The following is a 1,565-nucleotide window of genomic DNA, read 5'->3' on the forward strand; positions in this document are numbered from 1 at the left end:
GTGAATTTCTGTTTGCGTTGTTTTTACAATGCCCGATCTTTAACAAACTGAAGAAGCCGAATTAATTAGACGGCGAGATGAAACACCTGCAGTTAACTCTGCAAGTGGGACAAATCGTCATCTTGGGAATTTGATTGTATCTAATGTCATGTCGCCATCACAAAAGGGGCGGTGTGACATGTCGCACAAACACAATCCTGTCGGATTGGTAACTCAGGTTACTGAAATGATAGGGTCAAGCGACTAAGTGCATCTGGTGGATGCCTTGGCGATCACAGGCGATGAAGGACGTGTAAGCCTGCGAAAAGCGCGGGGGAGCTGGCAATAGAGCTTTGATCCCGCGATATCCGAATGGGGAAACCCACCCGCAAGGGTATCCCGTACTGAATACATAGGTACGTGGAAGCGAACCGAGTGAACTGAAACATCTAAGTAACTCGAGGAAAAGAAATCAACCGAGATTCCGTCAGTAGTGGCGAGCGAACGCGGAATAGCCTGTATGTGATAGAGATTGAGATAGTGGAAGGACCTGGAAATGTCCGCCATAGTGGGTGATAGCCCCGTACACGAAATTTCATTCTTGGTACTGAGCATACGAAAAGTAGGGCGGGACACGCGAAATCCTGTCTGAAGATGGGGGGACCATCCTCCAAGGCTAAATACTCGTGATCGACCGATAGTGAACCAGTACCGTGAGGGAAAGGCGAAAAGAACCCCGGGAGGGGAGTGAAATAGAACCTGAAACCGGATGCATACAAACAGTGGGAGCCTCGCAAGGGGTGACTGCGTACCTTTTGTATAATGGGTCAGCGACTTACGTTCAGTAGCAAGCTTAACCGCATAGGGGAGGCGTAGGGAAACCGAGTCCGAATAGGGCGCTTTAGTTGCTGGGCGTAGACCCGAAACCGAGTGATCTATCCATGGCCAGGATGAAGGTGCGGTAACACGCACTGGAGGTCCGAACCCACTAGTGTTGCAAAACTAGGGGATGAGCTGTGGATAGGGGTGAAAGGCTAAACAAACTCGGAGATAGCTGGTTCTCCCCGAAAACTATTTAGGTAGTGCCTCATGTATCACTTCCGGGGGTAAAGCACTGTTATGGCTAGGGGGTCATTGCGATTTACCAAACCATGGCAAACTCTGAATACCGGAAAGTGCGAGCATGGGAGACAGACGGTGGGTGCTAACGTCCATCGTCAAGAGGGAAACAACCCAGACCGCCAGCTAAGGTCCCAAATGATCAGTTAAGTGGTAAACGAAGTGGGAAGGCCCAGACAGCCAGGATGTTGGCTTAGAAGCAGCCATCATTTAAAGAAAGCGTAATAGCTCACTGGTCGAGTCGTCCTGCGCGGAAGATGTAACGGGGCTCAAACTGATAACCGAAGCTGCGGATTTGCACGTAAGTGCAGATGGTAGGGGAGCGTTCTGTAGGTCTGTGAAGGTGTCTCGTAAGGGATGCTGGAGATATCAGAAGTGCGAATGCTGACATGAGTAGCGATAAAGCGGGTGAAAAGCCCGCTCGCCGAAAGCCCAAGGTTTCCTACGCAACGTTCATCGGCGTAGGG

The 1,565-nt window shown here is 50.5% G+C and carries 1 rRNA gene; it reads left to right on the forward strand.

Features of this window, described 5'->3' with window-relative positions:
• Nucleotides 1-233: 233 nt before the first annotated feature.
• Nucleotides 234-1,565 (forward strand): 23S ribosomal RNA (locus tag JHD62_RS21305); the annotation flags it as partial.

The sequence above is a fragment of the Aquitalea sp. ASV11 genome, from assembly GCF_016429185.1.
GTDB lineage: Bacteria > Pseudomonadota > Gammaproteobacteria > Burkholderiales > Chromobacteriaceae > Aquitalea > Aquitalea pelogenes.